General features: G+C 66.2%; 22 protein-coding genes. 9 read left to right on the top strand and 13 right to left on the bottom strand.

The window, feature by feature from the left end; translation table 11 throughout:
• The first annotated feature begins 450 nt into the window (after window positions 1-450).
• Window positions 451-1,047, top strand: a complete 597-nt coding sequence (locus tag BMW66_RS08985; protein WP_093117616.1) for a rhodanese-like domain-containing protein — start codon at window positions 451-453, stop codon at window positions 1,045-1,047.
• 154 nt (window positions 1,048-1,201) lie between these two features.
• On the opposite strand, the gene BMW66_RS08990 is transcribed toward BMW66_RS08985, so the two are convergent.
• From BMW66_RS08990 to BMW66_RS09025, 9 genes are all read right to left on the bottom strand, one after another.
• Window positions 1,202-3,220: a Hint domain-containing protein gene (locus tag BMW66_RS08990; protein WP_093117618.1), complete on the bottom strand. Its 2,019-nt coding sequence runs from the start codon at window positions 3,218-3,220 to the stop codon at window positions 1,202-1,204.
• Window positions 3,221-3,424: 204 nt separating this feature from the next.
• Window positions 3,425-3,739 (bottom strand): hypothetical protein, encoded by a 315-nt coding sequence (locus BMW66_RS20000; protein WP_139196140.1) that lies wholly within the window; start codon window positions 3,737-3,739, stop codon window positions 3,425-3,427.
• A gap of 69 nt (window positions 3,740-3,808) precedes the next feature.
• Complete coding sequence (locus tag BMW66_RS08995) at window positions 3,809-4,978, bottom strand: thiolase family protein (protein ID WP_217639298.1); 1,170 nt, start codon at window positions 4,976-4,978, stop codon at window positions 3,809-3,811.
• Window positions 4,953-6,473 carry an AMP-binding protein gene (locus tag BMW66_RS09000; protein ID WP_093117620.1) on the bottom strand — a complete coding sequence of 507 codons (1,521 nt, stop codon included), beginning with the start codon at window positions 6,471-6,473 and terminating at the stop codon, window positions 4,953-4,955. The genes BMW66_RS08995 and BMW66_RS09000 overlap by 26 nt, the downstream gene beginning before the upstream one ends.
• 4 nt (window positions 6,474-6,477) lie before the next feature.
• Window positions 6,478-7,011, bottom strand: coding sequence for a biotin transporter BioY (locus BMW66_RS09005; protein ID WP_093117622.1), 534 nt, complete (start codon window positions 7,009-7,011; stop codon window positions 6,478-6,480).
• A 93-nt stretch (window positions 7,012-7,104) separates the two neighbouring features.
• Window positions 7,105-7,701, bottom strand: coding sequence for an energy-coupling factor transporter transmembrane component T family protein (locus BMW66_RS09010; protein WP_093117624.1), 597 nt, complete (start codon window positions 7,699-7,701; stop codon window positions 7,105-7,107).
• Complete coding sequence (locus BMW66_RS09015; RefSeq protein WP_093117626.1) at window positions 7,701-8,375, bottom strand: energy-coupling factor ABC transporter ATP-binding protein; 675 nt, start codon at window positions 8,373-8,375, stop codon at window positions 7,701-7,703. Before BMW66_RS09015 ends, BMW66_RS09010 begins: the two co-directional genes overlap by 1 nt.
• Window positions 8,376-8,545: 170 nt before the next feature.
• On the bottom strand, window positions 8,546-8,770 hold the full coding sequence (locus tag BMW66_RS09020; RefSeq protein ID WP_093117628.1) for a hypothetical protein: 225 nt from the start codon (window positions 8,768-8,770) through the stop codon (window positions 8,546-8,548).
• 208 nt (window positions 8,771-8,978) lie between these two features.
• Window positions 8,979-9,530 (bottom strand): hypothetical protein, encoded by a 552-nt coding sequence (locus BMW66_RS09025; protein WP_093117630.1) that lies wholly within the window; start codon window positions 9,528-9,530, stop codon window positions 8,979-8,981.
• Between the two features lie 271 nt (window positions 9,531-9,801).
• On the opposite strand from BMW66_RS09025, the gene rpe reads away from it, so the two are divergent.
• Window positions 9,802-10,494, top strand: coding sequence for a ribulose-phosphate 3-epimerase (rpe, locus tag BMW66_RS09030; protein ID WP_093117632.1), 693 nt, complete (start codon window positions 9,802-9,804; stop codon window positions 10,492-10,494).
• Window positions 10,495-10,599: 105 nt separating this feature from the next.
• On the opposite strand, the gene BMW66_RS09035 is transcribed toward rpe, so the two are convergent.
• Window positions 10,600-11,100: an SH3 domain-containing protein gene (locus tag BMW66_RS09035; protein ID WP_093117633.1), complete on the bottom strand. Its 501-nt coding sequence runs from the start codon at window positions 11,098-11,100 to the stop codon at window positions 10,600-10,602.
• Window positions 11,101-11,218: 118 nt separating this feature from the next.
• Between BMW66_RS09035 and BMW66_RS09040 the strand changes: the two genes are divergently transcribed.
• The 3 genes from BMW66_RS09040 to BMW66_RS09050 all read left to right on the top strand — a co-directional run bounded on the left by BMW66_RS09040 (window position 11,219) and on the right by BMW66_RS09050 (window position 15,177).
• Window positions 11,219-12,205 carry a 2-hydroxyacid dehydrogenase gene (locus BMW66_RS09040; protein ID WP_093117635.1) on the top strand — a complete coding sequence of 329 codons (987 nt, stop codon included), beginning with the start codon at window positions 11,219-11,221 and terminating at the stop codon, window positions 12,203-12,205.
• 352 nt (window positions 12,206-12,557) lie between these two features.
• Complete coding sequence (locus BMW66_RS09045) at window positions 12,558-14,477, top strand: AsmA family protein (RefSeq protein ID WP_093117637.1); 1,920 nt, start codon at window positions 12,558-12,560, stop codon at window positions 14,475-14,477.
• Entirely contained in the window at window positions 14,443-15,177 is a 735-nt protein-coding gene (locus BMW66_RS09050; RefSeq protein WP_093117638.1) for an SOS response-associated peptidase, read from the top strand. Before BMW66_RS09045 ends, BMW66_RS09050 begins: the two co-directional genes overlap by 35 nt.
• A gap of 224 nt (window positions 15,178-15,401) precedes the next feature.
• Here the strand turns inward: BMW66_RS09050 and BMW66_RS09055 are convergent, their stop codons facing one another.
• Both BMW66_RS09055 and BMW66_RS09060 read right to left on the bottom strand, forming a co-directional pair.
• On the bottom strand, window positions 15,402-17,690 hold the full coding sequence (locus BMW66_RS09055) for a choice-of-anchor F family protein (protein WP_217639299.1): 2,289 nt from the start codon (window positions 17,688-17,690) through the stop codon (window positions 15,402-15,404).
• A 379-nt stretch (window positions 17,691-18,069) separates the two neighbouring features.
• Window positions 18,070-18,663, bottom strand: coding sequence for a GcrA family cell cycle regulator (locus BMW66_RS09060; RefSeq protein ID WP_093117641.1), 594 nt, complete (start codon window positions 18,661-18,663; stop codon window positions 18,070-18,072).
• 130 nt (window positions 18,664-18,793) lie between these two features.
• On the opposite strand from BMW66_RS09060, the gene BMW66_RS09065 reads away from it, so the two are divergent.
• The 4 genes from BMW66_RS09065 (at window position 18,794) to BMW66_RS09080 (ending at window position 23,396) form a co-directional block, all read left to right on the top strand.
• A complete protein-coding gene (locus tag BMW66_RS09065) occupies window positions 18,794-19,594 on the top strand; it encodes an ABC transporter permease (protein WP_245729414.1) in 801 nt (266 codons plus the stop codon).
• Between the two features lie 519 nt (window positions 19,595-20,113).
• Entirely contained in the window at window positions 20,114-21,295 is a 1,182-nt protein-coding gene (locus BMW66_RS09070) for an aspartate aminotransferase family protein (RefSeq protein WP_093117643.1), read from the top strand.
• Window positions 21,296-21,319: 24 nt separating this feature from the next.
• Complete coding sequence (argF, locus tag BMW66_RS09075) at window positions 21,320-22,246, top strand: ornithine carbamoyltransferase (protein ID WP_093117645.1); 927 nt, start codon at window positions 21,320-21,322, stop codon at window positions 22,244-22,246.
• A 118-nt stretch (window positions 22,247-22,364) separates the two neighbouring features.
• A complete protein-coding gene (locus BMW66_RS09080; protein ID WP_093117647.1) occupies window positions 22,365-23,396 on the top strand; it encodes a 2-dehydropantoate 2-reductase in 1,032 nt (343 codons plus the stop codon).
• Between the two features lie 6 nt (window positions 23,397-23,402).
• Here the strand turns inward: BMW66_RS09080 and BMW66_RS09085 are convergent.
• A partial coding sequence (locus tag BMW66_RS09085; RefSeq protein WP_139196143.1) for an integrase core domain-containing protein occupies window positions 23,403-23,747 on the bottom strand: 345 nt, incomplete at its 5' end.

A 23,747-nucleotide genomic window follows, 5' to 3' on the forward strand; every position in this document is an offset into this window, starting at 1 on the left:
ACCGGCAAGAACCCAACTTGGTGTTCATGGCTGGAAAGAAGTCAATGGGGAACGACCACTTTGGTTGGCCGCGATGCTGAACACAAAGGTCCGGTTTGGCCCGCTCGCTGTAGTTTGCAAAGCCCCCTTCCTGCGCATTGCCCTCCATTCAATCCCGCCCGCCCGCCCGGGGCGCTTGCGGCCCGGGCCTGCGCCCGCCCGCCCCACGGCGGGCGCAGGCCCTTTTGTGGTGGCCATGACAGGCGCAACGTGGCGGCAGCGTCTTCTCCCCCTCCCAAAAGGGGCAGACCTCTGCGGTCTTTGCGCTTTGGTCAGGCGGGTCGAGATCGGGTGAATGCGCGATGGGCCGCGCCCGGCATGAGGGGCGCCTCAATCCAAAGACTCTCGACATATGCAGTTTTTTGAAACTAGACTTGCCCCACCACAGAAATACTCAAAACCGGAGGAATTATGAAAAATCTGTTCGCAGCCCTGATCATCGCGGGCTTGCCTGTTTCGCAGGTGTCAGCCGAAGACCTCGATGTCAGAATCAATGCCGAGATCGGGAGTGTCACGGTCGAGACCGTGGACGGCCCCGTCGAAATCATGCGCAATCAGGACCCGGAGGCGACAGTCGATCCAGCCTATGCGAAAACCTCGCGCGACTGCCCGCCCTTTTGCATTCAGCCGATGCAGGTCGCGCCGGGCGTCACCACCGTCGGCGAGATCGAGCTTCTGAAATTCGCTGAAAAAGGTGGCAAACTCATTGATGGCCGAACCCTTGAGTGGCACCTCGACGGAACGATTCCGAGCGCGATCAACATGCCTTACACGGAAATGGCCAGCCGTCTGGGCGAGATCGGTTGCACGGGCAGCGAGGGCGACTGGGATTGCACGAACGCCGAAGAGGTGCTGCTGTTCTGTAACGGGCCGTGGTGCGGCCAGTCCCCCATGGCAATCAAAGCGATGCTGCGCGAAGGTTACCCGGCCGAGAAGATCTACTATTACCGTGGCGGGATGCAGGCGTGGCACGGTCTTGGCCTGACCGTTGTCGAAGGTCAGATGTGATCTGAGCTGACTCCGGCCGAGCGCCGGAGGTCTGGACCGGACGTGCGGGAAATGAGTCCGGTTCAACGCTTCCGACAGGGGGAAACCCCCAACGCAAAAGGGGCGGTCCCTGAAGACCGCCCCTGTCCGGGATGCATCGTGATGTGGAGATGATCTATCCCAGAAGCTGTGCCTCGTAGCGTTTCAGCGTGGTGCGGGCCGCGCTGTAGGCGTTGAGGGTTTCGCGCTGGCGCAATTCGGGGAAGATCTCGTAGATCTCGTTGCGCTGCTCGCTGTCCATGCCGCTGATCGAGTAGTCGCCGGGCTGGAAGCTCTCGCTCCATGCGCCGTTGGCGAGCACGACCTCGTGGTTGTCGCAAAGGAAGTGGATATACTCCACCCCGACGGTATCGACCTGCTGGATGCCATCCACATGGGTCAGGTGCTTGGCTGCGGCAAGAACCTCGCGCTCTTCGAAGAGAAGCTGCGCGGTCTCGCTCACCATGAGCATCCGGTGGCTGGGCGAGACCATCATGTCCCGCTCCGGCAGGTTGGCGCCGAGCGATCCGGCGCGGATCAGAACCGGCTTCAGGTGCGGCAGCTGCAGAAGCTGCGATCCCGAGAGGCGTTTGCGCCCGATCCAGCGGATGCGTTGCAGCCCGTTGTCGCGGGTGACGACCTGATCGCCCTCCTTGAGGTCCTGCACCGCCACCTCGCCCGAGGGCGTCAGGATGCCGGTGTTCGGGGTGAAGCAGATCACGTCGAAGTTGATCGTCTCGAAACCCTCGAAGCCGATGTTGCCGATGCGGCCGCCCTCATCCCCGCCGGAGATGGAGTAGCTGCCGACATTGCCGGAGCCGCCGATGATGTCCGACAGGGAGGTGCCCGTGCCGGGGCCGAAGGCGATGGGATCGCCGCCGCCATCGGGGGTGAAGGTGCCCTCGGCGGTGTCGCTCAGCCCGGAAATGGCGGAGATATCGGAGACCGCGGTGGTCAGCGTGATCTCGTCATCCGGCGCGCCCGGCTCTTCTCCCGCGATGAAGGTTTGTACGTCATCGTAGGTCTGTGTCTCGCCGGTGCTCGTCACGCCGGTGCCGTCGCCTTCGTCGTTCACCTCCACGGTGAGGCCGATGGGCGCGCCGCCGTCGTCGGTGGTGTCGGTGAAGTCGAGCGTGTCGTCGCCGTCGCTGCCCAGGATGGTATCGCTGCCGTCGCTGCCGATGATGGTGTCGTTGCCGCTTCCGGCGTCGATGTGATCATCGCCGCTTCCGCCGTCGATCACGTCGTGACCGGCGCCGCCGTCGATGGTGTCGTCGCCACCCTGGCCATAGATCACGTCATCACCGTCGCCGCCGACGAGGCTGTCGGCGGAGCCGTCGTCGAGCAACCCGCCCTCCGGGGCATCGAAGAACACGTCCGTGACGGTGATGCTGCTTGATTCCGTGCCGTCGTTGCCGTGGATGATCTTGATCCGGCTGACCGGGCCATCGACATGCACGTTGAGCGACGACGTCGGATCGACTAGCTGACCCGCGCTGGCGAGGCCGTCATCGAGCGTGACGTCGATCTGGTTGCCATCGGCGTCGAAGGCCCAAACCTTGATCGCGCTGGAGGACGTGATGCCGTTGATGCGGAAATCCACGTTCTCAACGGATTCCGAGAAATCGAGCGCGTGGAATGTCTCTGTTCCCGGTCCGGCTTCCGATTCCATCGCGCTGTTGGGGTTGATGGTCTCGTCGCCGCTGTCGATGCCGCTCACGTTCTGGGTGTCGTTCTCGAAGCTGGGAAGTTCACCCTGGGCGTCGAGCCGGTCATAGGTCACCGAGACAGAGCCGGTGTTCTGCGTCACCCCGTCGGGGATCTCGTCCTCGTCGTCGATGGTGCCGGACCCGTCGTCGTCGGGGATGAGGGACCAGTTGAAGGATTCCCGACCTCCGCCACCCGTGGCCGAGGGGTTATACCCGCCATAGATCGTGTCGTTGCCCGCCCCGCCGATCAGCGTGTCGGAGCCGCTTTCGCCAAAAATCAGGTCGTCGCCGTCGCCGCCCTCTACGTAGTCGTCGCCGGCGCCGGCGTTGATCACGTCATCGCCGGAGGTGACGGATTCGCCTTCGATGTCCGTGTAAATGCCTTCTACAATAGTATCGTCCCCAGACGTGCCGTCAACAACACCGGGACCATTTGGATCAGCCATGATAACCTCAATCTCCACTTACGCGCGAACACCGGGTTGATGCGGTTCTGCCTGCCAGAGATCGTGTTCGAATCGCGTGGCAGCGAACGCAAGGACCGGCGCATCGCAACGATGCATCCGTAAATTAACGGCTGCCCCCCAGCCACTTGCGCCCCCCAGTCGGGCGCCTTCTTGATATACGCGAATGCAATCCCGTTTGAAACATCAATCCTCCTTAATTCCGCCACGATTAGACTGGATCGCGGCGATCCTGCCTTGAAACGGCCCAATTTCAGGGGGCATCAGGGCAGAGGTACTGTTTCCGGATGTGACATCCACTTTGTTGAAGTTACCCCATTTTTTCGGGCGGGATACGGGGAAACTCCCGGTTCGGGCGTCAGTTTGGCGGGGGATTGTTTCAAAAATCGATCCAAACGGCGGCTTTGCCAGAGTGTGGCGAAAGCAAGGCGAAAAATGCGTGCCGCCGCCCGGTCGATCATGGTCGGAGAGGAAACAAACATCGAAGAATGATTCGTTCATTCACGAATTGTAAACGATCGCGTGAGAATCACCCGAGGCCCGCGTCGCGATCGCGCCTCTGATTCTGCGTCACACCTGCATTGGGGAGAGGGCGGCGGTGAGGCCCTGACCGCCGCCGATGCCGATCATTGCCATGCAGAGCGCGCCATCGGGGCCGGTCATTGCCTGCGCGAAAAGCCGGGTGACGAGGATCGCGCCGGAGGCCCCGAAAGGATGGCCGAGGGCGATGGCGCCGCCCTGTTGCGAGGGAAGCGTCTGCGGCAGGTCGAGCGCGTCGAGACTGGCCAGCACCTGCGCGGCGAACGCCTCGTTGAATTCCAGCAGCGCCAGATCGCGAAGCGACAGATCGGGGCGGCGCGCGAGCAGTTTGCGCGTCGAGGCGACCGGCCCGATGCCGAGCACCGAGGGGTCCACCCCGGCGGCGGCGGCGTCCAGAAATGCCAGCGCGCGCCTGTGTCCGAGCGCGCGAGCGCGGGCGGCGGAGGTGACGACCACGGCGCAGGCCCCGTCGTTGAGCGGGCAGGCATTGCCGGCGGTCACGGTTCCGCCCGGGGCGAAGGCGGGGCGCAGCCGGGCCAGCCGGGCGGCGGTCATGTCGCCGCGAATGCACTCATCCCGGCGCTGGCCCGCGACCGCGATGATCTCGGCGTCAAAGGCGCCGGCCTCGCGGGCGGCGGCGGCGCGGCTCTGCGATTGCAGGGCGAAGGCGTCCTGGCGCGCGCGGGTGATACCGTGGGTGCGGGCGACGGTCTCGGCGGCCTCGCCCATGTCGGGGTCGCCAATGGCATCGGGGGAAAAGCGCGCGCGCTTATAGAACTGCGGCGCCTGTCCGGCGGGCGGGGGCAGGGCGCGCAGCGGGGCGCGGCTGACGCTCTCGACGCCGCCCGCGACGAAGACATCGCCCGCCCCGGCGGCGATCAGGCGGCAGGCGGTGATCACCGCCTCCAGCCCGGCGCCGCACTGCCGGTCCATCGTCACGCCGGGCACATCCACGCCGAAGCCCGCCTGAAGCGACGACAGGCGCGCGACATTACCCCCCGGACCGGCGGCATTGCCGAGGATCACGTCGTCGATCTCTCGCGCGTCGATCCCGGCCGCATCCGCCACTGCGCGCAGGACGGGGGCGGCGAGATCCTCGATCTCCACATCGCGGAACATGCCGCCCGCGCGGCCGATGGCGCTGCGTTTTGCGGCGATGATGACCGGCTGGCGGTCAGGGGGCGGTGTCGATCCGGTCAAGGCGGGTGTCCTTGTCTTGCAGCCAGCGCAGGAGTGTTCCGCGCGCGATCTTGCCGCTGGCGGTGAAGGGCCACTGTGCGACAGTATAGAAGTCGCGCGGACTCTTGTAGCGTGGCAGATGCGCGGCGCAATGGGCGATCAGGGTGGCGGCATCGGGCGGGGTCTCGCAGCGCAGCACGGCGGCGATGCGCTGTCCCAGATGCGGGTCGGGCAGGCCCAGCACCTCGGCCTCCGCGACGCCCGGGGCGGCGGCGAGCACGCGCGCCACCTCCTGCGGGTAGACGTTGTAGCCGCCGGTGATGATCATCCCGTCCTCGCGCCCCAGAAGGGTCAGGCTTCCATCCGGGCCGATCCGGCCGATGTCGCCGACGCTGGCCCAGTCGCCCGCGCGGTGAAAGCCGCCGCCCCCATCGCCCCAGAGATAGCCCGCGATGGCCTGCGGCGAGCGGATGAAGACGGTGCCGGGCTGACTGGGGGCGGCGGGGCCGTCCTCCCCCCGCAACTCCAGCGTGACATGCGGGAAGGGGTGGCCGACCGAGTCCGCCGGTGCGCTGGAGCCGGTGGCGTCATGGCGCGACAGGGTGACGAAACCCAGCTCCGAGGCGCCATAGTATTCGGTGATCGTGGCGTTCGGAAAGGCGCGGCGGCAGGCGGTGAGCAGCTCGGGAGAGAGTTTCGCGCCGGCAGTGGTGACATGGCCGAGAGCGGGAAACGGGCCGAGCGGGACGAGCGCGTCCAGCATGGTGGGCACGGCGACAAGCCGCGCGATGGCGCCGGTGGCGAGCGCCCGCGCGGCCTTGCGCGCGCTGAAGCGGGGCATGGAGTGAAAGCAGGCGCCGATGTCCAGCGTTTCGGCCAGCGCATAGAGGGCGAGCCCATGCGCCAGAGGTCCGGGGGCGAGGGTGTGCGACGCCTCTGACAGGCCGAAGACCGCGTGCCCGGCGGCGAGGCTCTCGCGCCAGGACTGGCGGTTGCGCGCGAAGGCGCGCGGCGTGCCGGAGGTGCCGGAGGTGAAGCCGACAAGGAAGCTGTCCGCGCCCTCCCCCGGGGTGAGGGGGCCGGGGGCGTGGGTCTGCCACGGGGCGGCGGTGACGTCCCAGACCGGGATGCCGCGCTGCGCGGCCTCATTCCAAAGCGCCGGTTGGGCGGGGGTGAGCGCGAGAATGTCGGGGCGTAGTCGGTCGAGTAGGCGGCCCAGATCCGGCGCGGGCCATTCGGGGTCCATCATGGCGATGGCGTGCGGGCCGCTGAGCGCGGCGGCCAGAAGCGGCAGCGCGCCGGGGTGGTTGCCGGTGGCCAGCGCCATGAGTCGCGCGCCGGGCGGCAGGCGGAGCCTCGGAGGGGCCGGGCCGACAGGCAGGGCGCGCAATGCGCCATCCACCCGCGCCGCCGCCTGCGCCAGCGCGGCACGGGTATAGGTGACGCCGCCGAGACGGGCCGCCGGCGCATCGGGGCGCTGGCGGGCCAGATCGGTCAGGCGGGTGCGCAGGGGCACAGGGCTACAGCGCGGGCAGGGCGCGCCGCACGCCGCGGGTGATCAGCACTGCCAGCACCGCCTTGATCAGATCGCCGGGAACGAAGGCCATCGAGCCGATGAATGCCTTGCCGAGCGGCAGGCCCGCGGCGACCGACAGCCACGGGATGCCGATGGCGTAAACCGTCACGATGCCGCCAAGCGCGATGGCCAGAAAGCTGTGCACCAGCCCGGCGCGCGGGGCCTTGGCCAGAAGCGCGCCGATGACAAAGGCCGCGACAGGGAAGGCGACAGCGAATCCTCCGGTCGGTCCGAAGAAGATGCCGATGCCGCCGCGCCCGCCGGCCAGAAGCGGCAGGCCGACCGCGACAAGCGCGATGAAAAGCACCATCGCCAGCGCGCCGCGCCGCGCGCCCGCAAGGCTTCCGGCGAGCATCACGCCGAGCGTCTGGGCCGTGATCGGCACACCGATGCCCGGCACGGTGAGCGGTGGGAAAAGCCCCAGTGCGGCGGTGAGCGCGGCGAAAAGCGCGATGTAGACGATGCTTCTGGTATCCATTCCGGCGGTCCTGTCTGTGGCTGTCCTGTCCTGCGCGCGGTGCTAGCGGGCGGGGCGGCGGGGTGCAAGGCGCGCATCGGGTCAGCGGCGAAATCAGGGACGATAGCCTCGCGCCTCGATCGCGTCGGAAATATCGTCCGCCATTCTCAGCACCCGCACCGCGACGGGAATTGCCACGGCCAGAACCGAGCGTTCCAGCCCGCGCACCTTCTGCGCCTCGCGCACCTCGCGGGTCACGGTGATCAGCACCGGGATGAAGCGCAGCGCCAGAGAGAAGGCGAGGCCGACCTTGGCCGGATTCACCCCCAGTGGGCGCAGCGGGGACAGGCCGCGCGTGATCGCCTCGATCATGTCGGAGGCGCGGGTGGTGAGCGTGACAAGCCCCGCCAGCATCAGCAGCGCCGCAAAGCGCAGCACGATGAACGCGCCGAAGGCCCAGCCGGTCAGAAAGCCCTGCGCGACGAGGATCGCCAGCAAGATCCAGAGCGCCGGGCGGATCTGATCCCACGCGCGCCTTAGCGGCAGCCCCGCAAGGCGGTAGAGCGCGAGGATGACCAGAAGGGCGGCCAGAACCACCGCAAGGCTGTCGAGCACGAAAAGCGCGGTGCCGCCGGCCATGAGCGCGAGCAGCTTCGCCCCCGGCGCGAGGCGGTGCAGCGGCGAGTGTCCGGGGGTGTAGAGGTCGAGCATCAGGCCATCATCTGTTCATAGGCCGGGATGGCGGCGGCGGGGGTGTCGTCAATCACCACGCGCCCTTCGTCGAAGACGAGCGCGCGGTCGAACCGCTCGATCAGCCGCAGATCATGGGTGGCGAGGATCACGCGCTGATCCAGCGCGTCGATGGCGGCGGCGACACGGCGGGTGTTGCGCAGGTCGAGAAGGGTGGTCGGCTCATCCATCACGATCACCTCCGGCTCCATCACCAGCACGCCGGAGATCGCCAGAAGCTGTTTCTGCCCGCCCGAGAGAAGATGCGCGGGATAGTCGCGCAGATCGGTCATGTCATAGCGGGCGAGAATCTCGTCGGTCTTGCGGCGGATCTCGTCCTTCGAGAAATCGAGATTTTTCATGCCGAAGGCCAGATCCTCCTCGACCACGGGAAAGACGATCTGGTTGTCGGGGTTCTGAAACACGAAGCCGACCTTGCGGCGCACCGCCTTGCCGTCCTTGCGGGTGTCGAGCCCGTCGACCAGAACCTGCCCCCGGCTGGGCAGAAGAAGGCCGTTGAGAAGGCGCGCGAAGCTGCTCTTTCCAGAACCGTTGGCGCCGAGAATGGCGATGCGGCGTTCGGTGAGCGACAGGGAAATCCCGCGCAGCACGGTGCGCGTGTCAAAGCTCAGGGAAACGTCGCGGATGTCGATCATGCGGGCGCCCTTTTCGCGGTGCGGGTTGGGCGCTCTTATCGTGTCGGCAGGCGGAGGGGAAGGTGCCGCGCGGGACGGTCGCAAACGCAAACGCCCCGGCCAGGGGGGCCGGGGCGTATTTGTGGTATCTGTTCAAGGCGCGTTTCGGCGCGCGTGCGTGGCTGGCAGGTTCAGATATAGAACTTGTCGGCAAAGACGCGGCGCACGATCTCTTCGCGCGTCATGCCGCGCTTGGCGAGTTCCTCGTCGCTGAGGCTTTGAAGGTACTGGGCCTTGCGGACCTGCGTGTTGTTCTCGCCGATCAGTATCATGAAGCGTCCGACAGCGCGGAAGGGCGCGGTGAGCGCATCCAGAACAGTGGCGGCTGCGGGCATGTTTGATGTGATATGTGCCATGGGGTCATCCAATCCTTTGTTTGATCCCCTCCCTATTGCAGGCAATGTAGGATCAAACACAGGTCAGGACCACTGCCCGATTTTGCATAGCCGTCCTGCAAGCGATGCAAGCGGCTCAATGCTTGACGGATCTGCCTGATTTTGCAGCAGGAATGAAACACCCGGCCGCCGGGGCGGCCGGGTCATCCTGTCCGTCCATCGCCGGGGATCAGGCTTTTGACCCGCTGTTTTGCGAGGCGGACTTCGGCGCGGTGCTGTCGGGCATGGCCGGTGGTTTGGACGGCGCACGGGCGCGGCGCGGCTTGTCGGAGTCTCCGGCAGTCTCTGCCTTGGGTACGGGCGCCGCCTGAGCCGTGGGTTTGGCTGCGGGAGCCGGATCGGGTTTGGCCGCCGGAGCCGTGGGTTTGGGCGCCGGAGCCGATTTTGCCGCCTGGGTCGTGGGTTTGCGCGCTGGAGCCGGATCGGGTTTGGCCGTCTGCGCCGTGTTGGGCGCTGATGCGGTTGACGCGACCGGAGCGGGCTTCTGCGCGGATTTCGCCGTGCTGGCCGGTTTACGGCGCTTCGCGGCGGGTTTTTTCCGGGCGGCCGGTTTCGGGGCTTGTGTCGCGGGGGGCTGCCGGGTCTGCTCTGTGGTGGGCACCGCAAGGCGCCACATCGTCCGGGTCAGGGCGGTGTTCAGGCGCAGGTGTCGTTCCATCATCTGCGACATCAGCGCCAGATGGTTCATGCTCAGGGTGATCGGGTTCTGGGAAAAATTCATCTCGATTCTCCTTTTGCCGGGCGGGTCGGGCGCATGCTGAATGCTGCGCTGCGGCACCAGCCGCGGCACAATAGCGTAACATGCTCTGGCATGGCGATGTGACATTTCGAAGTCATGCGCACGATCGGGGCCCGATATTGACGGATTTTCGCGCATCTCATGAACAATTGCCCGGCCGCCGGGCATCGGGCGGGGCAACATTGCGCTCGGGCGCGGGGCGGCGCATGGTTTGCGCGAGCCGAATCGCCCATGCTGCACAGGACATCCCGACATGACTTTCGATCATTCCATCAAGATCGCGCCGTCGATCCTTTCTGCCGATTTCGCCAACTTCGGGGGCGAGATCGCCGCGATCGAGGCGCAGGGCGCCGATTGGGTGCATGTGGACGTGATGGACGGGCATTTCGTGCCCAACCTGACCTTTGGCCCACCGCTGGTGAAGGCGATCCGCAAGCATGTGACCACCTTCATGGACGTGCATCTGATGATCGCGCCGGTGGACCCCTATATCGACGCCTTCGCCGAGGCGGGCAGCGACATGATCACCGCCCATGTGGAGGCGGGACCGCATATCCACCGCACGCTTCAGGCGATCCGGGCGGCCGATTGCAAGGCGGGGGTGAGCCTCAACCCCGGCACGCCGCTGGAGAGTATCGCCCATGTTCTCGATCTGGTCGACATGGTGCTGATCATGACGGTGAACCCCGGTTTCGGCGGGCAAAAATTCATCCCCTCGCAGATCGACAAGGTGCGCCGTCTGCGCGCGATGATCGGCGACCGGCCGATCCATATCCAGATCGACGGCGGGATGACGCCCCAGACGGCGCCGATGGTGGTGGAGGCGGGGGCCGATGTGCTCGTCGCCGGATCGGCGGTGTTCATGGGCGGGTCGGTGGACAGCCCCGGCGTCTATGGCGAGAATATCGCGGCCCTGCGCCACGCGGCGGAGGCGGCGCGCGGCTGAGGGCGTGTTTCCGGGCGGAGTGCGCGCGGGCGCGCGCACGCAGGGTGAGCTTTGTCCCGCCTGCGGCGGGTCAAAGCGGCGGGTGGCCCCCACATGGCGCTGTGTTCAGTCGCGCAGTTCTTCGGGCGCGACGCCCCACAGATCGGTCTTGCGGGCCCAGCCGCGATAGCCCCCGGCGCTGATGCGGCACCAGTCGGGCAGGCAGTCGTCAAGCTCCGCGATCACCCCCAGTTCCAGATGCGCGAGGGCGGGGGTGTCGGGTTCGGGCCGCATGGCCAGCGGCAGCATGTCGCGCTCCACCAGCACCGTGCGCGCGCCCGACAGAAGCGAGTAATGCACCCAGCCGCCGACGCCGTCACGGTCGCGCACGCGGCGCCAGTGGCCATGCTCGGCGGTGATCTGAAGCGGCATGTCGCGGCGCTGAAACACCCAGTCGATGCGATGCGTGAGAGAGGGGCCGCGGCGGATATTGGCCTTCGTCGCCTTGAGCGAGACAAAACGCGGCATCGGCAGGTTTGTGACGGGACCGCGCTCGCCCGCCAGAAGGGCGGCGGGAACGATCAGTATCAGCGCCAGAAGGACGCCCAGAATCGGGGATGTTTTCATCGAAACCGATTGCCTGCTCTTGGTTGAACGCGTTTTTCGCGTGGAGTTCTTGTGCCCTCGGGCCGCGTGATGCACTCTGCCAGCAACGCGCAGGTTTTGGAAGATGTGGGAGAGGTGGATGCCAAAGGAACGTCTGAGTGTTGTCGTGACGCGACGCTTGCCGGAAGCGGTGGAGACCCGGCTGTCAGAGCTGTTCGATGTCCGGCTGCGCGACGATGACGCGCCGATGACGCGGGCCGAGCTGATCGCGGCGGCCAAGGAGGCCGACGTGCTTGTTCCGACGCTGACCGATACGATCGACGCGGGCCTGATCACGCAGGCTGGCGAGCGTCTGAAACTCATCGCCAACTACGGCGCAGGGATCGATCATATCGACGTGGCCTCGGCGCGGCAGAGGGGGGTTCTGGTGTCCAACACGCCCGGTGTCGTCACCGACGATACCGCCGATATGACCATGGCGCTGATCCTTGGCGTGACGCGGCGGATTCCTGAGGGGCTGGCGGTGATGCAGAAGGGCGAATGGGCCGGCTGGGCGCCGACGGCCTATCTTGGCGGCCGGGTGAGCGGGCGGCGGCTTGGCATCCTCGGCATGGGGCGGATCGGGCAGGCGGTGGCGCGCCGGGCGCGGGCCTTTGGCATGCAGATCCACTATCACAACCGCCGGCGGCTTCGGCCCGAGATCGAGGAGGAGCTGGAGGCCACCTATTGGGAAAGCCTCGACCAGATGGTGGCGCGGATGGATGTGGTCAGCGTCAACTGCCCGCATACGCCCTCGACCTTTCATCTGATGAACGCGCGGCGCCTCAAGCTGATGAAAGAGAACGCGGTGATCGTGAACACCTCGCGCGGGGAGGTGATCGACGAGAACGCGCTGGTGCGGCGGCTTCGGGCCGGGGAGATCGCGGGCGCGGGGCTGGATGTCTATGAGAACGGCACCGAGGTGAACCCGGCACTGCGGCAGATGCCGAACGTGGTGCTCTTGCCGCACATGGGCTCGGCCACGGTGGAGGGGCGGCTTGAAATGGGCGAGAAGGTGATAATCAACATCAAGACCTTCGACGACGGCCACCGCCCGCCCGATCAGGTGGTGCCCGCGATGCTGTGAGAGCGGTGCGGCCGAAAGGCGGGCGAATCAGGGTTAACGACCTGGTTTCGCGGGAAAACGCCGGTGCGGTATAACGTCGGTATTATGTCGGTATCGCGTCGGTGCGGAGGTCGGTAATTCGCACCGTTAACGGGGCGTTCTGTGGACAGGCGTTAAAATCGGGGAAGGCGCGGGACGGGCCGGACGGGGGGGGTGTGCCGCGCCCCCCGGGGCGCTGCCCCGAACCCCGGAGAATTTTTTCAAAGATGAAAGGGGGCGGCCCGGGTGGAGGGGCGGTGGAATCCGTTGTCAGGGCGTGGCGCGGGGCCTAGGATTCACGCCGGAGCGGTGAACAGTGGTGAAAGGGTATGTGATGCGGGTGATCCGGGCTTTGATTGCGGCGGGTGTGGTGCTGGTGCTGGCGGCGGGCGGGCTCCTGCTGGCCCTTCCGGGCGAGAAGATCGCGCGGATCGCCGCCGATCAGGTGGCGGCGCAAACCGGGCGCGATCTGCAATTCGACGGCGAGGTCGGGATCTCGTGGTATCCCGTGCTGGGCGTGACCACCGGGCCGGTGCGCTTCGGCAATGCCGAATGGTCTCAGGCGGGGCCGATGTTTCGCGCCGAAAGCCTGAAGATCGGGGTGGATGTCATGGCGCTGATCGGAGGCGATATCCGGATCACGCAGATCGACACGGAGGCGCCGGTCATCGTGCTGGAGCGGGCCGCCGATGGGCGGGTGAACTGGACCTTCACGCAGGCCGGCGCGGCGGACGGCGGCGGCGCGGCGCCCTCCGCGTCCGAGGGATCGGGGCGCGCGTTCTCGCTTGACCAGGTGTCGATCCGCAACGCCGCGCTGCGCTATGTCGATCATGGCGACGAGAGCATCGCGTTCAGCGACGTCGATGCGGAGCTGAGCTGGGGCGGCGCGGGACGGGCGGCGGAGCTGTCGCTGTCGGTGACGCCGGACCGGGAACGCGTGCAGATCACCGCCAGTCTGGCCGATCCGGGCGCGCTTCTGGCGGGGGGAGTGTCCGCGCTGGAGGCAGAGGTCCGCGCGGCGGGCAATACCGCCCGTTTCGCGGGCCGGGCCGGGCTTGCGCCCGAGGCGGAAGGGCGGCTGACGCTCGATCTGCCGCGGCCGGGGGCGTTCATGGCCGCGCTCGGGCAGGGGGCGGCGGGCATTCCGGGGCCGGTGAGCCTTGACGGGCAGGTGAGCTATACGCGCGACGGGCGGCTCAGCCTGCGCGAGGGCAAGGCCCGGCTGGCGGGCAATGCCGCCGATGTGGAGGCGGATGTGACGCTCGGCGGCAAGCCCGATGTCACGGCGCGGATCGCGGCGGGGCAGCTTGACCTGTCCGCGCTGACGGGCGCCGGAGCGAGCGGCAGCGGCGACGGGGCCGGGGCGGACGCGGAGGGCTGGTCCACCGCGCGGATCGACGCGAGCGCGCTTGGCGCCTTTGACGGGACGATCACGCTGTCGGCGGCGGGGATCGACCTGGGCGGCTTCACCCTCGGGCAGAGCCGGGCCACGGTCACGGTGGACAACGCCCGCGCGGTTGTCACGCTCGATCAGGTGCAGGGCTATCAGGGCACGATCACCGGCGAGGTCGTGGCCAACAACCGCAGCGGGTTTTCCGTGGGCGGCAAACTGCGCGCGGCGGGGATCGAGATGCAGGATCTGTTGAGCGACGCGGCGGGGCTGACGCGGCTGTCGGGGCAGGCCGACGGCGAGCTGTCGTTTTTGGGGGTCGGCGGTTCGGTGGATGCGATCATGAACGCGCTGAGCGGGTCGGGGTCGCTGTCCATCGGGCGCGGGCGGATCGCGGGGATCGATCTGGACAAGCTGCTGCGCGGCGATCCGAGCGGCGGGACCACGGTGTTCGACAGCCTGACCGGCACCATGGCCATCGACAAGGGCGTGATGCGCAATGACGATCTGCGGATGGATCTGCCCAATGTGCTGGCGCGGGGCAAGGGGCGCGTGGGCCTTGGCGCGCGCGATATCGACTACACGCTGACACCGCAGCTTCGCAACGAGACGGAGACCGGGCTTGCCGTGCCGGTGCGCATTCGGGGGCCGTGGTCGGATCCGCGTATATGGCCGGACATGGAGGCGGTGGTCGACCAGAATTTCGCCAAGGAACGCGACGCCGTCAAGCAGAAGCTGGAGCAGGAGGTCAAGGACCGGCTGGGCGTTGAGACCGAAGAGGGCCAGTCGGTCGAGGACGCGATCGAGAAGAAGCTGGAAAAGGAGATCGGTGACAAGCTGCGCAACCTGCTGGGCGGGAACTGAGGCGGTGTGCGGGCGGCTTGTTGGCGGTCAGTTGACGCAGGCACAGATGTTGGAGATTCTCGAAGGGTTCCTTTATCCTGCGCGGGTCCGCGTGGAGGCGGATCTGCCGGAGCTCCCCGCGAGCTGGAACATCAAGCCGACGCAGGCGGTGCGGATGGCGTTCATGGCGGGCGGGGATCTGGTCGGCTCGGTCGCGCGCTGGTGGTTCGTGCCGCAGTGGCACCGCAGGCCGGTGGAGGAGTGGACGGCCACCACCTTCAACGCGCGGATCGAGACGGCGGCGGAGAAGGCGACGTTCCGCGCGGCCTGGGAAGGCGCGCGCTGCGTGATCCCGGCGCAGGGCTATTTCGAATGGACCGGCCCCAAGGCGCGGCGCCAGCCGTGGTTCATCGGGGTGCAGAGCAATGCGCCGATGGTGTTTTTCGCGGGTCTTTACGCCACGCGGGAGGGTGCCGGGCACAGCGCCGCGATCCTGACGCGGCCGGCGCTGCCACAGATCGCGCATATTCATCCGCGCACGCCCGTGATCCTGACGGAGGAGGAGATCGCGCCGTGGATGCGCCATGAGATCGGGGCGGAGGCGGCGCGCGCGCATCTTGGCACCGGCTGGGACGGGCGGATGCGGTTTCACCCGGTGGCGCGGTTCGGTCGTGACGATGACGGGCCGGACCTGATCGCGCCCGAGGGGCTTGCGCTCTGAGGCCCGCGCGGGGCGCTACCGCTTGCGGTCGCGGCGCGAGGACATGGGTTGGAACGCGACGCTGCCAAGCAGAAGCTGGAAAAGGGGAACGGCGGCAAGCTGGGCGGGAACTGAGCGCACGTCGGTGGTTCATGCGCGCGGCCGCTGATGTCGCCTTTACAAGAAAAGAGCCCGGCCAAGTGAATGTCCGGGCTCTTTCAATGTCGTCGTGTCTGGCGCCGTTCCTAGAAGCTCGACTCTATGAAAAGGCGCAGACCGTGGCTTTCATAACCGTCGCCGAAAAGCGCGCCGCGATACTCGCCGCCGATCCGGGTTTCGGATGACGCCGTCTGTCCGATCACGGCGCTCAGGCCAAAACCGACATCAAACCAGCCATCACCGCTCATTCCATCGACCGGCGTGTTGAAGGTTGGCAGGCCGCCGATGGTCGAGGAGATTGTCGCGTCGCCCCCCGATTGCATTGTGTAGGCGGCATGTCCGAAGGCACGGACCGGAGATCCGCCCAGCGTTTTTGCGGTCTCACCGCGCAGACCGACGCTGGCGAGCACATACTCGGTCTCCATGTCGCCGACAGTCATGTTCCAGGCGCCCGCCCCGGTTTCCGTATAGCCGTCAACCGAAACGTCATAATATTCCAGCGCTGCCATGGGACCGATGTTGAAGTTGCCCATATTCTTCATCCAGTCGGCCTTGAGGCTGGCCAGCATGATCGAGCCGTCGGTGTTGCCAAGCGCGGTTGCACCGGCCGCCGTGACATTCCGTTCGGAGCTCATGGACAGATCCTGATAGCCGACCATCGCCAAGAGGCGACCGCTGCTGCCAAATGTCGTGCGAGCATAGAGGCCGACACCGAAGGTATCGGAGTCGATCGACCCGAGGTTGCCGTCCATCGTTGTGTCAGCGTTGCCCCCGCCGACCATCGCGCCGAAGGACCAACCCTGAAGCATCTCCCGTTCAAGTCCTGCCCAGACCGACCGCGAGTCCGTCTCGAAGCCGGCTGAACTTGCGGTGCGATCCGTGGTGCTTTTACGGCCGATCAGCGAGACAAAGGCGTTGGTGTTGTCGCCCACGGACCAGTTCGTGGCGTTGCCGTTGCTGGAGACCACGCCGCCGTCACTTCCGGAGACCGGCATTCCAAGTGCAAAGACCTGATCATTGGCGGTCGCGAAGGCCGTGCCCAGATACCCGGCACCCGATGTGAAGCCGAGCGATTCAAGCGCGGCGAGCTGTTCCGCCGTGGTTGGCAGGGCCATGATCTCGGCGACCGTGTCCACGTAAGCTTGATCGGCGCCGAGGTAGGGAATGTTCGCAGCATCCAGAGATCCGGCCAGCGCGAACAGACCTTCGTTTCCTGCCGCGAGTTCGACGATCGGCGCGAAACGCGGCGCGATACGAACGGTGAACTGGCCTTCCTCGACGTTGCCGACCGTGATCGTGTAGTTCAGGTTGGCGTTGCGCAGGTCTTCGATCTTGTCGACCTCGAACAGCTCCTCGCCTTGCATCGCCGCGACAATCGCGTCGGGCACAGAATCGCCGCCGGCGGTGTATCCCAGTTCGGCGACGGTCACGCCCAGATCGGCCGCGATCGCGGCGAGCTTGTCATCAAGCTCTGTGCTGCCCGCGGTGCCGAGGGTGCCATAATACCAGGTCTCGTCACCGGAATGGTACCAGGTCAGCAGAGCGCCTTCATCGTCGGCGATGTCGGGGGTTTCGTCCCAGAATATGCCGTCGGGCACGATTGCGTCAAAGAGCATCGCGTCGCCGAAGTTGTCGGCATAGAACGTGTCGATCGTGCCGTCACCGTCGGAATCCTCGGCCATCAAGATCGCCCCGAGGTCCAACACGTCGGAAGACTCGGTCAGAACGAAATCGGCATCGTCGCCGGAAAAGAAACCCGTGTCTGCCTCTTGTCCGCCATTGCCGAACAGGCCGTGGACCAAGTGGATCGACGGTGCAGTCGACCTGTGGAGGTCTGGGTCAAGGTTGAACAGGACCGCTTCGGCCGCGTCCCGGTCGCTCATCGGGTTGCCGTCGGCATCCAGCAATTCGATCGAGAAGCCGGTGATCCGGGCGGGTGCGAAGTTCGATATCTTGCCGAAGGTGAAGTAATCCACCTGCGGATGATCGGCGCTCGGCGTGGTGCGCAGCAGCGTGTCGAACGGGCCGGGGCCGTAGAGATAGTTCTTGATGCGCTTGCCCGAGCCGGGGGCCGAGTCGCAGAAATTGTCGTTGCTGGCCATGATGCAGTTGGTGGTGCCGCCACGGCTGCCGATGGTGGTGAAATCCGTGACGATGTTCTCGAATGGATCGACGTAGAGGCGCTCGCCAGGGTTGTCGGGATCGTCGATCCACGTCGAGGTGAAGGTGACGGCCTTCATGCCCGGTGGGACGACGCCTTCGGTTGTGTCGATATACACAATGCCGTCGCCCGAGCTCTCGATCAGGACATCGTCGTCGAGCGTGCCGGACCATGCTGACGTTCCAAGCGCCGCGATCAACGCGATAGGCGCCACCGTTGCAAGTTTACTGTTTATTCCCACTGACACTTTTATTCTCCTTAGCGGCTGAAAAACCTTAGCGGCTGAAAAACCTTAGCGGCTGAAAAACCTTAGCGGCTGAAAAACCGCTCTCCGGGGTTCAGAAAAGCCGGAATCTCCGCGAGAAGCTCCGCACCCTCATCTCATATTAGGTTATTAACATATGTCTGAGTTGGAGAACAGCGACGACGGTGCCGCATGAGGTGACGCACGCAGGCTGTCGCTGAAAAGCCACATCGGGAAAGAATGGTCCCGGCAGGCCGTAGCGCGCGTGATATCGACTGCACACTGACGACGCAGCCACCAATGAGACGGAGACCGGGTTTGCCGTGCGGATAGCTGTCCGCGCGGGGCGCTACCGCTTGCGGTCGCGGCGCGAGGACATGGGTTGGAACGCGACGCCGACATGCGCCTCGCAATAGGGTTTGCCCGATTTCGCCGGCAGGCCACAGAACCAGAAATCCTCTGTCGCGGGGTCGCCGACGGGCCATTTGCAGGTGCGTTCGGTCAGTTCCATCAGCGACAGGCGCTTGGCCTTCTTCTCGATCTCGGAGACCTTGGCGAGGGCTTCGGGGTCGATCTCGTTGGCCGAGGGCTGCGGCGGAAGGGGCTGACCGGCGGGGATGATCGCACGGCGCGCGGAGCCCGGCGCGCTTGAGGCGGAGGGGCGGATGCTGGCCACCTCGGGCTTCGGCTCGGGGCCGGGAGCCTCCTTGGGGTCGGCTTTGGCGGCCTTGGGGGCGGCCTTCTGCTTCGGCTCGGGCTTGCTGGCAGGCTCCGCCTCTGGCTTGGCGCCGGGCTGGGTGCGGTTGGACAGGCCAAGACGATGCACCTTGCCGATTACGGCATTGCGGGTCACGCTGCCGAGTTCCTTGGCGATCTGGCTGGCCGACTGGCCTTCGCTCCACATTTTCTTCAGCAGCTCGACGCGCTCATCGGTCCAGGACATACTCGGCTTCCTCAGCTCAGCTAAAAAGCGGCCACGCGGGCCGCTTTGGATATTTTTCGATCAGCCCCTATTCTAATCACGCGAGCCTGAGATACAAGGCGCAGAATGAGTCAAACCGGCGAGGAAAACGATGGAACGGGCGGAAATGGGCGTGCGGCGGTTCGGCCGGGTCAACTGGCTTGGCCTGTGGACGCTGGCATCGCGCGAGGTGCAGCGGTTCACCGTGGTCTGGACCCAGACGCTTCTGGCGCCGCTGGTGACGGCGGGGCTGTTCCTGATGATCTTCAACATCGCCATCGGGCCGCGGCGGGGCGACGTGATGGGCGTCGTGTTCATCGAGTTCCTTGCGCCGGGTCTGCTGATGATGACGGTGATCCAGAACGCCTTTGCCAACACATCCTCGTCGATCGTGATTTCCAAGGTGCAGGGCAATATCGTGGACACGCTCATGCCGCCGCTGTCGGCGGGCGAGATTCTGCTGGGGTATCTGGCGGGCGGTGTGGCGCGGGGCGCGCTTGTGGCGCTGGCGATCACGTTGGGGCTTCTGGTGGTGCTGGGGATGACGGTGGCCCATCCGCTGTGGCTTGTCAGCTTCGTAATCCTGGGCGGCGCGTTCATGGGCAGCGTCGGGATCGTGGCGGGGATTTTCGCCAACAAGTTCGACCAGATCGCGGCGATCACCAATTTCATCGTCACGCCGCTCGCCTTTCTGTCGGGCACCTTCTATTCGGTCACGGCGCTGCCGGACGGCCTGCGCGAGATGACCGCCTTCAACCCGGTGTTCTATCTCATCGACGGGGCGCGCTATGGCGTGATCGGCGTGTCGGACGGGGCGCCGGAGTTCGGCCTCGTGGTGGTGATCGCCTCCACGGCGGCGGTGGCGGCGATTGGCTGGGCGATGCTGCGCAAGGGCTACCGGCTCAAGAGCTGAGGCCGGGGGCGCCCGCGCCGGCCCGGTGGGGAGATGGATGGCTGTTGTGGTCTTGCCCCCATGCGCGGGACCAAGGCCGAAGGCCGCCGCGCATCGCCGGGCCGCCCCCCGGCACGGCGATTTGGCCACCATTCGTGAAAGGCTTTGAGGTCGTCCGGATTTGGCTGGCATAAAGCATTGGCCAACAAACGTCTGATCGCCGCACCGCGGCCCGTCGATGCGCGCCTTGGGCGAATTCGTCGCAAAGGTCTCGACACGAATCTTGACTGCCGCCAGCCACGCCAGGCCGGGCGGGGCGATGTTGGGGCTTTCCTTTTGTCCGGGCGCGGGCTATGGCTTTGCCCATGATCACCGCGCCCGCATATCCGCGTTTGCGACGCCGAGGCTGACTGCCTGACCGGACCGATGTGTCCGGCCCGTGATCCGTTGCGCACGCCGCGCGCCTCAATATCCATTCAAATCGTTGACTTGATGGCCCGCGTGGGGCAACCACGGGGCTCTTGCTAGAAGGACCGGACCATGATCCCCTCTGTTCTGCCGACCTATAACCGTGCGCCGCTCAGCTTTGTGAAGGGCGAAGGAAGCTGGCTGATCGAGGCGGACGGACGACGCTTTCTCGACCTGGCCTCGGGGATCGCGGTCAACGTGCTGGGCCATGCCCATCCCGATCTTGTCGCCGCGCTGACCGAGCAGGCGGGCAAGCTGTGGCATGTGTCGAACCTCTACCAGATCCCGCAGCAACAGGCGCTGGCCGACAGGCTGGTGGAGGCCACCTTCGCCGACACGGTGTTTTTCACCAATTCGGGCACCGAAAGCTGCGAGTTGGCGGTGAAGATGGCGCGCAAGTACTGGTATGACAAAGGCCAGCCCGAGCGGGTGGAAATCATCGGCTTCGAGGGCGCGTTTCACGGGCGCTCCTCTGCCGGGATCGCCGCGGCGGGGGGCGAAAAGCTGACCAAAGGGTTCGCGCCGCTTCTTCCGGGGTTCGTGCATGTGCCGTGGGACGACCGCGCCGCGCTGGAGGCGGCGATCGATGAGACCACTGCCGCCGTGATCGTGGAGCCGGTGCAGGGCGAGGGCGGCATCCGCCCGATGGAGGATGCCGACCTCAAGGCGCTGCGGGCGCTGTGCGACGCGCAGGGCATCCTGCTCATCCTCGACGAGGTGCAATGCGGCATGGGGCGCACCGGGCGCCTGTTCGCGCATGAATGGGCCGGGATCGTGCCCGATATCATGATGGTGGCCAAGGGCATCGGCGGGGGATTTCCACTCGGCGCGGTGCTGGCCAGCGAAGAGGCCGCCAGCGGCATGACGGCGGGCACGCACGGGTCCACCTATGGCGGCAACCCTCTGGCTTGCGCGGTGGGTGCGAAGGTGATGGAGATCGTCGCCGATCCGGCGTTTCTCGATCAGGTGCGCGCGCGGGCGGGCGCGATGCGGCAGAAGCTGGAGGGGCTGGTGGCCGCGCACCCCGACGTGTTCGAGGGGGTGCGCGGATCGGGGCTCATGCTGGGGCTGAAGTGCCGGGCGGCCAACACCGATGTGCTTGCTGCCGGCTATGACAACGCGGTTGTCGCCGTGCCGGCGGCCGATAACGTGCTGCGCATCCTGCCGCCGCTGAATATCAGCGACGAGGAGATCGCCGAGGCAGTCGAGCGGCTGGACAGGGCGGCGGCGCAAGTCGCGGCCAGCGGCGCCTGAGCGGCGCGAGGGAGAGAGCAGGACATGACCCATTTCCTAGATATTCACACCACCGATCCGGACGCGCTGCGCGCGATCATGGACAACGCCCATGCGATGAAGGCGGCCCGCAACGGGATGCTGCGCGGCACGCCCGACGCCGAACAGCCGCTGAAGAATCACATGGTCGCGCTGATCTTCGAGAAGCCCTCCACCCGCACGCGGGTGTCGTTCGACGTGGGCGTGCGCCAGATGGGCGGGCAGACCATGGTCCTGTCGGGCAAGGAGATGCAGCTTGGCCATGGCGAGACGATCGCGGATACCGCGCGGGTGCTGAGCCGCTATGTCGATCTGATCATGATCCGCACCTTCGAGGAACAGGTGCTGCGCGAGCTGGCCGACTATGCCGACGTGCCGGTGATCAACGGGCTGACCGACCGCACGCACCCGTGCCAGATCATGGCCGATGTCCAGACGTTCGAGGAGCATCGCGGCCCGATCCGGGGCCGCAAGGTGGTCTGGTCGGGCGATGGCAACAATGTCTGCGCCTCGTTCCTGCATGCCGCCGGGCAGTTCGGGTTCGATCTGACGTTCACCGGACCCGAGGTCCTCGACCCCGAGCCGGAGTTCGTGGAATTCGCCCGCTCAAAGGGATCGAACATAGAGATCGAGCGCGATCCGGCCCGCGCTGTCGAGGGGGCCGATCTGGTGGTCACGGACACATGGGTGTCCATGCATGACGCCCAGAGCGCGCGGGAGCGGCGACACAATCAGCTTCGGCCCTATCAGGTGAATGCGGAGCTGATGGCGCGGGCCAAGCCCGATGCGCTTTTCATGCATTGCCTGCCGGCGCACCGCGACGAGGAGGCCACCAGCGAGGTCATGGACGGCCCCCATTCGGTAGTGTTCGACGAGGCGGAAAACCGGCTTCATGCACAAAAGGCGATCATGCGCTGGTGCCTTGGCGTCTAAGCCGGGATCGGCCCCGCGATTCACCTTGTAATGCCTTGGAATTGACGCATTTCCCCGGCAATCGGTTGGGAACTCTGCGGGCCTGTCCGGCCTGCGGACAAACCGACCGGAGAGTGGCATGGCGGCGCGAAAGGCGCAGCACAGGCAAGAGGATGTCTTCCCCCGCATCGTGATCGCGGGGGCGGGGCGCGTCGGCTGTTTCGTCGGCGGGCTTCTGGCGCATGGCGGGCATCACGTCACGCTATTGCTGCGTGAGCGGATGCGCGAGGCGATTTCGCGCAATGGTCTGAGGGTTTCGGATTTCACGGGGCTGGAGCTTGAACTCAACTCCGATCTGTTCGGCATGGCCACCGATCCGGCGGCTCTGGCCGAGGCGGATGTGATCCTTGTCACCGTCAAGAGCGGCGACACCGCGGCGATGGCGGAGCAGATCGCGCGCCATGCGCATAAGGACGCGGTGGTGATCAGTCTTCAGAACGGGGTCGGCAATCCCGGCGTCCTGCGCGAGGCGCTGCCGGGCCGGGACGTGCGCGCGGGCATGGTGCCGTTCAACGTGGTGAGCAGGGGGGACGGCCTGTTTCACCGCGCAAGTAGCGGCGATATCGTGATTGGCAATGGGCGCCGCAACTGGGCGCGGGCACTGTCGGTGCCGGGGCTGCATATGCGTCAGCGGCGGAAGATGGCGCCGCTGCAATGGGGCAAGCTGCTGTTCAACCTCAACACCTCGCTCAACGCGCTGTCCGGGGTGCCCCTGCGCGAGCAGATCGCCCGCATGACATGGCGCCGGCTGATGGCGGATCAGACGGCCGAAGCGATTTCGGTGTTGAAGGCGGCGGGCATTCCCGTGCGGCTTCCGGTGCCGCTTCCGGTGCGGCTTCTGCCGATTGTCTTGCGGCTTCCGACCTTCCTGTTCCGGCATGTGGCGCGGCCCCTGCTGACCATAGACCCCTATGCGCGCGGGTCCATGGTCGAGGATCTCGAACGCGGACGCCCGACCGAGATCGATGAGTTGCAGGAGATGATCGTCGAACTGGCGCGGCAGCAGGGACAGCGCGCGCCGATCAATGCGCGGGTGGCGGCGCTGATCCGCGAGGCGGAGGCCAAGGGGAGCGGCCCGCCGCAGCTCAGCCCGCGCGAGGTGCGGGGCTGATCGGGGCTACCTGTTTAGTCCCGGCATCTGGTGGATCGGATTTAGGATGAAACGATCCGGCTCTGAGGTCCAGACCTTGCAGATGTATTCGTAGGGCGTGAGGCCGCCGAGAGTTTTGAGCCGCCGGGCGAAATTGTAGGCTGCCATGAAGTCTGTGAGGTGCGTGCGTAGCTGATTGTGGCTGTCGTAGTGGAAGCGCTTGACCGTCGCGTCCTTGATCGTGCGGTTCATCCTCTCGACCTGGCCGTTGGTCCATGGATGGTTGGGTTTGGTCAGCCGGTGCTCGATGCCGTTCGCCTCACAGATCATGTCGAAGCGCATCGGCCGGGAGATGATCGTGTTCCGGTTCCT

Origin of the sequence: Salinihabitans flavidus (assembly GCF_900110425.1) — a bacterium.
GTDB classification, from domain to species: domain Bacteria; phylum Pseudomonadota; class Alphaproteobacteria; order Rhodobacterales; family Rhodobacteraceae; genus Salinihabitans; species Salinihabitans flavidus.